We start from the raw sequence: 8,057 nt of genomic DNA on the forward strand, positions 1-8,057 counted from the left end.
ACGTCCGGTCGTTCTCTCAGGCGTTGCCGGTGGTGCCGGGGGCGCACTCGTCGCCCTGATGCTCCAGGCACACCTCCGGCGAGTAGTAGCGGCGCAGCCAGGCCGCCAGCCCGTCCAGGCCGGGCAGCAGCGCCCGCTCGGTGATGCCGGCCTGGTCGAGCCGTTCCCGCACCTCGGCCTTGACCTCCGGCGGGATGCGCCACGCCCACCACAGATCGGGATGGGCGTTCAGCCACCGCTCCACCGGCCACGTCACGTCCGACAGCGCCGACAGCACCGACGACTGTGTGACGATCCGCTCGTCCAGCGACGGCGGCTCGAACAGGGCCAGGAACGGCTCCGCGCCCGCCAGCTTGCCGAAGCTGTCCAGGTCGGGGGCGCGCCGGGCGAGCATCTCGGTGGTGAACAGCACCGCGCCCTCGTGGTCGAGGACCTCCCGCAGCGGCCCGGGCAGGAGCCGGTGCGCCGCCTCGCAGTCGAGCCCGATGAGCATGGCCTCGTCGTGCGGCCAGACCGCCGTGGCGAAGTGCAGCGCGACCAGCGGCGAGAACGTCCAGTCGACCAGCCGCGTGGGCAGCCCGTGGTGCTGGCCGAGCGCCAGCCAGTCCCAGATCGTCGGGCCGGGCGCCTGGCGGTGGGCGTACTTGCGGAAGTTGCGGATGAGGTGGCGCTCCACGGCCGGGTACTCGCCGGCCAGCCGGGCGAGCCCGGACAGGTGCGAGTGCGGAGGGCGCGACCGGCCCCGGAACACCACGGCGGAGTGCGAGGGCCCGCCGCGCGGGTGCGGCCCCCGGGGCCCGCTCACCTCGCTGATCGCGTCATCCAGCTCCCGCCAGGACGACACCGTGACGATCCTGTCCTCGCTGCTCTCCCCGCCGGCCCCGGTCGTGCTGCTCCCCATACAGGCCGCCTTCCCGTCACACAGCGGGCCACACCCGTCACAACCCGGACTTGTTTTATCGTTTTTCGATGCTATCGTGGGGCGTGTCGCATTGATAAACGATAAGGAGGCGCCCTGATGAGCGAAGCCGCGGCCGGATATGTGCCTTCGACGGCCGGTGCGTGGACCCGGCGCCTGCACGCGATCCTGAGCACCGCCCTCGTGCTCGGCGCACTCGCTCTCCTCTCGCGGCTGGCGGGTGACGTCATCCTCGCCGCCGTCCCGGCCGCGCGGCCTGACTTCGGCTTCACCGGGCTCCGGCCGTCCCGCGCCGGCGTGTCGTTCGACGGCGCCCTCGCCCCGGGGGCGCGGGCGGTCGGCGTCACCGTGGACGTGGCCCTGTACGACCCGGCTCACGCGCCGGTGCTGGCCGTGCTGCACCTGCTCACCTGGTTGCCCGGGATGCTGGCGATCCTGCTGTCCCTGTTCTGGCTGGTGCGGATCACCAGCAGGGGCGTGGCCGGCGACCGGGCGTTCTTCTCCGCCGGCACGGTGCGTGACCTGCGCAGGATCGGGGCCGTCCTCACGCTCGGCTCGCTGGCGGCCCTCGCCCTCGACTTCACCGCCAAGACCGTGGCCGCGAGGATGCTGACGGTCGATCCGCGTCCGGTCCCGGGCGACGTCGACGTGCCGGTCGTGACCGTGCTGATGGGCGTGGGGGCGTTCGTGGCGGCCGAGGTGATCGGGCGTGGGCTGGCCATGCTCGACGATCTCGAAGGCACGATCTGAGTGCCGCCCGGAGAGCTCGACGGGCGCATCGAGGTCCGGCTCGACGAGCTGCTCGCCCGGCGCGGCATGACGTTGACCGAGCTGTCCCACCGGGTCGAGGTGACGATCGCCAACCTCTCGATCCTCAAGACCGGCAAGGGCCGGGCCATCAGGTTCTCCACCCTCGTCCGGCTGTGCGAGGTCCTCGACTGCCAGCCCGGCGACCTGCTGCGCTACGCGCGGGACCCCGGCGCCGGCCGTTGACGCCGGGGGCCCCGGGACATCACATGGCCGCGCGGGCCTCCTCACTGAGCTGGATGATCTGCACGTAGTTGCCGTCGGGGTCGAGGGCGGTGGCGAACAGGCTGCCGTCGCGGTCCTCCAGCTCCGCCAGCCAGGAGACGCCCAGCTCCTCCATGCGCGCCGCCGCAGCGCGGGCGTCCGGCACCTCGAAGTTGAGGATCATCCGGCCCGGCTCCGGGTTCTTGTCGCCGATGTCCTTGCGGCTGTCGATGAACAGGTGGAACGCGCCGAACTTCAGCACCCCGTAGCCGCCGACGTCGGTCTCGGACTCGGGGTCGAGCGCGGCGGCGTACCACCGGCGCAGCCGTTCGGGGTCGGTGCTCGCGAGCAGCATGCCGCTCAGACTGGGTCGCTGCATCATGGCCTCCATCTCTGTACGGGACTCTGTACGGGGACTCTGTACGGGGACTCTGTACGGGACGATCCGATGAGTCGTCCGTACAGACCGGGCGGCCGGGAGAAACTCATCGCCCGCGGACGAGAATCCCCGGCCGGGTCAGGAGGCGCAGGTGTAGCCGCTCGGTGTGGCGGTGTCGCCCGACGGGCGGGACACCTGGAAGCCGAAGGTGGCGCTCTGGGACAACTTCCCGGTCAACGACTTCGACTTCACGCGGGTGTTCCTGGGGCCGCTGACCGGCCGCGACACCCGGCTCGACGCCGTTCCCCCGGCCGGGATGACGGCCAACCCGATGGTCCACGCCGCCGCCTCGCGGCTCGCGCTCGCCACGGTCGCCGACTACGCCTGGCAGCCCGCCGCCTACGACCCGGCGCGCTCCCACGAGCGGGCGGTGCGGCTCGTGCCGGGGGCGGCGGAGCTGGCGCCGCTCGTCGAGGCGTGCTCGTCGTGGCCGCCGAGCGCCGACCAGAGCCCGGCGCTATCGGCGCTGTGCGCGTCCGTCCTCGCAAACGCCTCCAGGTCGGCGACACGGCCGGACGGGGAGAACACGCTCGTGGTAGGGCCGGAGGGGGAGGACACTGCCGCCGTACGGCTGCGTTTCGAGCTGGAGCGGCTGGCGGCGCTGCCCGCGAGCACGCCGGGACGGATCGGCGAGGAGCTGCGCCCCTGGACCGCCGCCGCCCGCGACATCGCCACGACCGCCCTGGCCGCGCTCGACCTCGTGACCGCGCTCCCACGCGCGAACGGGGACGAGGTGGCGCGAGGGCCGGCGGAGGCTGCCGCGTCAAGGGCCATCAGCGAGACGGCGCGGGCCGTGGCAGCGGCGTTGGCACGGGCGGAGGAGCACGAGGCGAACGTGCTGCGCGGCGTCCTGCCGCCGTTCGTTCGCGCCGCCCTCAACCGGGCCGCCCCCTGCCGACTCCCTCGCCCCGCGATCGAGGCCACCCCTGCGATCGCTCAGTCCCCCGCCTACCCCATCGCCCCGTGACCGTGACCACCCCTGCGATCGCTCTGTCCCCCGCCGACCCCCTCGCCCCATGACCGGGGGCGACCCATCGCCCCGTGACCGGGGCCGACCCGAGACCGCGAGCGAGGCCGTGGCGTGAGCGGGGAACGTACCCACACGCCCCGTCGACCGATTCATGACGGAGGTTTCATGTGTCCCTTCTCGGCGTCGGCCGGCGACGCGCCGCGGACCAGGGTTCCGCCGTTCTCTTGCGCTGTGCAATCATGGTGTCTCGGAACGTATGCGCCGTAAGCGCAGAGCCGAGAGAACCGCCCAGGCGCGGCGGCAGGAGGGCACGACGTGGAACGGGCGGGGGCGAGGCGGGCCGGCTTCTCCTGGACCGGCGGGCGGCACGACGGCGTGACCGTGGTGGCCCTGGCCGGCGAGCTCGACATCGCCACAGCGGGAGCCCTGCGCCAGGCCGTGACCGACGCGCTGTCCGGCGCGCCCGACGAGCCGCCGCTCCTGGTGATCGACATGCTGGCCGTCGACTTCTGCGACTCCACCGGCCTCAGCGTGCTCGTGTCCACGATCAACGGCGCGGCGGGCGCGGGCGGCCGGGCGGTGCTCAGCGGCATCGGGCCGCGCATGGCACGGTTGCTGCGCGTGACGGGCCTGGACAAGCGCTTCCAGACGTACGACACGGTCGACGACGCCGTCCAGGCGCTGCGCACTCCGTAAGTACCCCGGTCACGGAGCAGGCCGCGTCACAGGGCGGGCCGCGTCACAGGGCGGGCCGCGTCACGAAACCGGCCGGAGCTCAGAGCGGCCGGAGCTCAGAGCGGCTCGGGCCCGGAGCGGCCGGGCCCGGAAAGCGGTGAGCCGGCCCGCGCCCCTTCTTCAGGGGCGGGACCGGCTCACCGAGATGGTCTCGCGTCAGGCGGGGGTGATGTTCTCCGCCTGCGGGCCCTTCTGGCCCTGGGTGATGTCGAAGCTCACCTTCTGGCCCTCGTGCAGCTCGCGGAAGCCGCGGCCCGCGATGTTGGAGTAGTGGGCGAAGACGTCGGCGCCGCCGCCGTCCTGCTCGATGAAGCCGAAGCCCTTCTCCGCGTTGAACCACTTCACGGTACCGGTCGCCATGTCAATCTCCTTCGATAGGCGCAGGTCTGGGGCCCGCACCTCACGGACCCCGCGTCGCCGCGATGCCCCGCCGGAAATGACCGGAAAACAAAAGGCGCCCGAGGGGTCGGATCCCGTCAGGCGCACACACGTTCATGGGTACCACACTGCAACGGGTATGAGCTTACCACGGTCTCCGGACCACGATTCTCCCACCAGATTGGCGACGTTTGCCCAGACTGTTCCCTGTTTTCGGGAAGCCGGGCCGCTCGCTCCGGCGCGGACGGTCAAAGATCGGCGGGCTACCGGGCGAAGCGGTTCAGCAGTTTCTCGGCCCCGGCGAAGGCGGCGACCACGTCGGCCGCCGTGCGGCGCTCGCGCACCAGCCCCACCCCCTGGCCCACGTAGATGAAGGCGGTGTCGAAGTCGCCTTCGCGGCGGGCCGCCTCCAGGTCGGCCCGCGCGCTCTCGTCGGCGGCCAGCTCGTCCTCCCGGCCCGCCCACCGGTCGAAGAAGGCGTTGCGCAGGGCCCGCCCGCCGTACTCGACCGGCCAGCCGAGCCGCTGCGCCACGTCGAAGACCCGCCCGTACGCCGTGTCGGTCTCCGCCGCCTCCAGCAGGCGCCGCCTGGCCGCCTGCGAGATCGTCGTCTCCTCGCAGCCCATGAACGCCGTGCCCACCCAGGCGCCCTCGGCACCCGCGGCCAGCACGGCGGCGAGTCCGCGGGCCGTGGCGACGCCCCCGGCGGCCAGCACCGGGATCCGCACCGCGTCGAGCACGCCCTCCAGGAGGGGCAGCGTCGCCACGTCTGCGCGGCCGTGGCCGCCGCCCTCGGCGCCGCGCGCCACGACGGCGTCCACCCCGGCCCGCTCGGCGGCCAGCGCCTCCTCCGTGGTGCCGGCCTGGGTGACGACCGTGATGCCCGCCCGCCGCAGCTCTCCGACATAAGGCTCGTACGGCCCGAAACTCACGGACACGACCGCGGGCCGGGCGTCGAGGACGGCCTGGAGCTGGGCGGGGTTGCCGGACAGCGCCCACGCCATGAGCCCGATCCCGTACGGCCGGCCGGTCGCGGCGGCGACCGACGCCTGCTCCCCGATCCACTCGGCCGTGGCGGCGGCCGGCACGCCGAACATGCCGAGCGCCCCGGCGGCGGACACCGCGGCGGCCAGCCGGCCCGCTCCCACCCCTGCCATGGGCGCCCCCACCAGGGGCACGGTCAGGTCGAACCGCTCGGTGAGCCACGTGCGCATGACGATCTCCTCGTACCGGTTCCGCCCGCGGAGGGCCTGACCATCGCCACCCTGCCATGCCCGCCACGCCGTGCCCGTCATCGCCCCTCCCCGGCGCGCCGGTCGAGCCTCGCCCACCTCCCCCGGGTCGAGCCTCCCCCACCTCCCCGCTTCATGGGGGCCGAGCGTCCCCCTCCCGCGCGTCTCACGGAGGGGCTGAGTGCCGCGCTCCCTCGGCCCCACGAGGAGGCCGAAAGTCACCCTCCCCCCGCGCCTCACGAGGACGCCGGAAGCCACCTTCCCCCTCGCGCCTCATGGGGAGGCCGGAAGCCACCCTCCCCGCAGCTCACGCGGAGGCCGGAAGCCACCCTGTCCCGCATCCCACGCGGAGGCCGGAAGGCACCCTGTCCCGCGTCCCACCCGGAGGCCGGAAGGCACCTCCGCGCACCTCACGCGGGAGGCCGGGAGTCACCCGCCCGCGGTGAAGAGGGCGTTGACCCGCTGGTTGGCGGCCGTGAGCGCGGTGCGGGCGTCCTTCTGGCCGAGCCAGATCTCCTCCATCGCCGTGCCAACGATCTGGTCGATCTCGTCGCCGTGGTCGCTCACCGGCAGCAGGAACGTGCCACCCTGCGCGTCGGCCTGGCTGGTGAAGGCGCTGACGTCCCGGTGCGCCGCCTTGTGCGCCTCGATGGCGCGCTTGGTGGACGAGGTGATGGCCGGGAACGCCACGGCGCTGTCGGCGACGATGTCCTGGCAGGCGGTCGAGCCGAGGAACTTCACCCACTTCCACGCCGCCTCGGGGTGCTCGGTGCCCGCGTAGATGGTGTCGGCCAGGCCGTTGAAGGCGGACTTGCGGCCCTGGGGCCCGGTCGGCAGCGGGGCGAAGGCGAACTTCTGCTCCGTCGAGTCCAGGTACGTCTTGATCATCCAGGAGCCGGTGATGCCCAGCGCCCCCTTGCCGGAGCCGAGCACGACGTCGGGCCCGAGGGAGCTCTTCTTGTCGTAGGGCGCCGCGTAGCCCTTGTCCATGAGCCGCTTGAACCAGGTGGCGGTCTCGGCCAGCTTCGGGTCGTCGTAGAAGTACTTGGTGCCGAACGGGTTCTTGTCGATGTAGCTGAAGCCGTTGGAGACGGCCAGGTCGCCCCAGCCGTTCTGCCCCTGGGAGCCGTCGTTGATCTCCGGGACGATCCCGTACACGGCAATCTTCGACTTGTCGAAGCCGGGCTCGTCGCCGCGCCGGCCGGAGGTGTCGACGGTGAGCCTGGCCAGGGCCTTCTCGAAGGTGCCGCCGTCCGCCGGGCTCCAGGTGAGGTCGCCCAGGTCGAGGCCGGCCTTCTTGACCATGGCGGTGTTGTAGACGATGGCGATCGTGTCCCAGTCCTTGGGCAGGCCGTACCTCTTGCCGTCCTTGACCCACAGGTCGGCCAGGCCGGACCGGTACTGAGCGAAGTCGATCTTGTCCGCCTCGGCCATGGGCGCGATGTCGAGGAGCTGGCCGTTCTTGACGAACTGCGGGTAGTAGGTCGTCTGCATGGTGATCACGTCGGGGGCCTTGCCGGAGACCATCTGCGTGGTGAGGTTCTGCCAGTACTGGTCCCAGGCGGCCTGATTGATCTTGATGGTGATGCCGGGGTTCGCCTTCTGGAAGGCGTCGGCGCACTGCTGGTAGGCGCCCTGCTGGGCGTCGTCCCACAGCGCGTACGTCAGCGTGACCGGCCCGTCGTCCGAACCCGAGCCGGAGCCGCCCGAGCCGCCGCAGGCCGCCGTGAGCAGCAGCAGCGCGCCCGCCGCCAGATGCGCCTTGTTCATCGAAACTCCTTGAGGCTGGAGACTGTGGGCTTCAACCCTGGGAAGGAAGGCCCGGACATCACCCGCATGTGCTTTACGCGGAGTGGCTGATTCTTGAGCGGGTGATTCGTCACAATCGATCTGTGAGGACGGCGTACAAGTGCCGGGCGTACCCGACGCCCGAGCAGGCCGGCGTGCTGAATCGCACGTTCGGCTGCGTGCGCGTCGTCTGGAACCGCACCCTGGCCTGGCGGCACGCCCGGTACCGCACCGAGCGGGCGAAGACCGGTTTCACCCAGGCCAACGCCTACCTCACCGCGATGAAGGCCACCGATGAGCTGGCATGGCTGAACGAGGTGTCCTCGGTCCCGTTGCAGCAGGCGATCCGGCACCAGCAGGCGGCGTTCACCAACTACTTCACCGGACGCGCCCGCTATCCGCGCTACAAGTCCCGCACCGGACGGCAGTCGGCCGAATACACCCGTTCGGGGTTTCGCTACCGTGACGGGCGGCTGTTCCTCGCGAAGACGGACGCGCCCCTGGCGTTCACCTGGTCCTGGCCCGACGTGGACCCGGCCTCGATCGACCCGACCACGGTGACCGTCTCCCGGGACCCGTGCGGGC

10 protein-coding genes are annotated in these 8,057 nt (G+C 72.2%); 5 read left to right on the plus strand and 5 right to left on the minus strand.

Features of this window, described 5'->3' with window-relative positions; genetic code table 11:
- Positions 1 to 16 precede the first annotated feature (16 nt).
- Entirely contained in the window at positions 17 to 901 is an 885-nt protein-coding gene (locus tag HTZ77_RS33530; protein ID WP_175593725.1) for an FRG domain-containing protein, read from the minus strand.
- A 117-nt stretch (positions 902 to 1,018) separates the two neighbouring features.
- Between HTZ77_RS33530 and HTZ77_RS33535 the strand changes: the two genes are divergently transcribed.
- Together HTZ77_RS33535 and HTZ77_RS33540 are read left to right on the plus strand one after the other, a co-directional pair.
- Positions 1,019 to 1,669 (plus strand): DUF2975 domain-containing protein, encoded by a 651-nt coding sequence (locus HTZ77_RS33535; protein WP_175593726.1) that lies wholly within the window; start codon positions 1,019 to 1,021, stop codon positions 1,667 to 1,669.
- Positions 1,670 to 1,912: a helix-turn-helix domain-containing protein gene (locus tag HTZ77_RS33540; protein ID WP_175593727.1), complete on the plus strand. Its 243-nt coding sequence runs from the start codon at positions 1,670 to 1,672 to the stop codon at positions 1,910 to 1,912. It begins immediately after the preceding gene.
- A gap of 19 nt (positions 1,913 to 1,931) precedes the next feature.
- Here the strand turns inward: HTZ77_RS33540 and HTZ77_RS33545 are convergent, their stop codons facing one another.
- Positions 1,932 to 2,309, minus strand: coding sequence for a VOC family protein (locus tag HTZ77_RS33545; protein ID WP_175593728.1), 378 nt, complete (start codon positions 2,307 to 2,309; stop codon positions 1,932 to 1,934).
- A gap of 166 nt (positions 2,310 to 2,475) precedes the next feature.
- Here HTZ77_RS33545 and HTZ77_RS45540 point away from each other — a divergent pair, with 166 nt between their 5' ends.
- A complete protein-coding gene (locus tag HTZ77_RS45540) occupies positions 2,476 to 3,336 on the plus strand; it encodes a beta-N-acetylglucosaminidase domain-containing protein (RefSeq protein WP_205304214.1) in 861 nt (286 codons plus the stop codon).
- Between the two features lie 318 nt (positions 3,337 to 3,654).
- The gene (locus tag HTZ77_RS33555) at positions 3,655 to 4,035 is read left to right on the plus strand and encodes an STAS domain-containing protein (protein ID WP_175593729.1); all 381 of its coding nucleotides are present in this window, start codon (positions 3,655 to 3,657) and stop codon (positions 4,033 to 4,035) included.
- A 195-nt stretch (positions 4,036 to 4,230) separates the two neighbouring features.
- Here the strand turns inward: HTZ77_RS33555 and HTZ77_RS33560 are convergent, their stop codons facing one another.
- From HTZ77_RS33560 to HTZ77_RS33570, 3 genes are all read right to left on the minus strand, one after another.
- Positions 4,231 to 4,434 carry a cold-shock protein gene (locus HTZ77_RS33560; RefSeq protein ID WP_175593730.1) on the minus strand — a complete coding sequence of 68 codons (204 nt, stop codon included), beginning with the start codon at positions 4,432 to 4,434 and terminating at the stop codon, positions 4,231 to 4,233.
- A gap of 281 nt (positions 4,435 to 4,715) precedes the next feature.
- Positions 4,716 to 5,666, minus strand: a complete 951-nt coding sequence (locus tag HTZ77_RS33565) for an NAD(P)H-dependent flavin oxidoreductase (protein WP_175593731.1) — start codon at positions 5,664 to 5,666, stop codon at positions 4,716 to 4,718.
- Positions 5,667 to 6,113: 447 nt separating this feature from the next.
- Positions 6,114 to 7,454, minus strand: coding sequence for an ABC transporter substrate-binding protein (locus tag HTZ77_RS33570; protein WP_175593732.1), 1,341 nt, complete (start codon positions 7,452 to 7,454; stop codon positions 6,114 to 6,116).
- A 122-nt stretch (positions 7,455 to 7,576) separates the two neighbouring features.
- Between HTZ77_RS33570 and HTZ77_RS33575 the strand changes: the two genes are divergently transcribed.
- Positions 7,577 to 8,057, plus strand: a 481-nt coding sequence (locus HTZ77_RS33575) for an RNA-guided endonuclease InsQ/TnpB family protein (protein WP_175593733.1), incomplete at its 3' end; no start/stop codon positions are given.

The organism is Nonomuraea montanisoli, from assembly GCF_013363975.1.
Classification (GTDB): domain Bacteria; phylum Actinomycetota; class Actinomycetes; order Streptosporangiales; family Streptosporangiaceae; genus Nonomuraea; species Nonomuraea montanisoli.

Bases quoted from the DNA above. Each gene is read 5' to 3' on its own strand.
- HTZ77_RS33565 (WP_175593731.1), bottom strand. From the start codon at position 5,666: ATGCGCACGTGGCTCACCGAGCGGTTCGACCTGACCGTGCCCCTGGTG.
- HTZ77_RS33570 (WP_175593732.1), bottom strand. From the start codon at position 7,454: ATGAACAAGGCGCATCTGGCGGCGGGCGCGCTGCTGCTGCTCACGGCG.
- HTZ77_RS33545 (WP_175593728.1), bottom strand. From the start codon at position 2,309: ATGCAGCGACCCAGTCTGAGCGGCATGCTGCTCGCGAGCACCGACCCC.
- HTZ77_RS33535 (WP_175593726.1), top strand. From the start codon at position 1,019: ATGAGCGAAGCCGCGGCCGGATATGTGCCTTCGACGGCCGGTGCGTGG.
- HTZ77_RS33530 (WP_175593725.1), bottom strand. From the start codon at position 901: ATGGGGAGCAGCACGACCGGGGCCGGCGGGGAGAGCAGCGAGGACAGG.
- HTZ77_RS33560 (WP_175593730.1), bottom strand. From the start codon at position 4,434: ATGGCGACCGGTACCGTGAAGTGGTTCAACGCGGAGAAGGGCTTCGGC.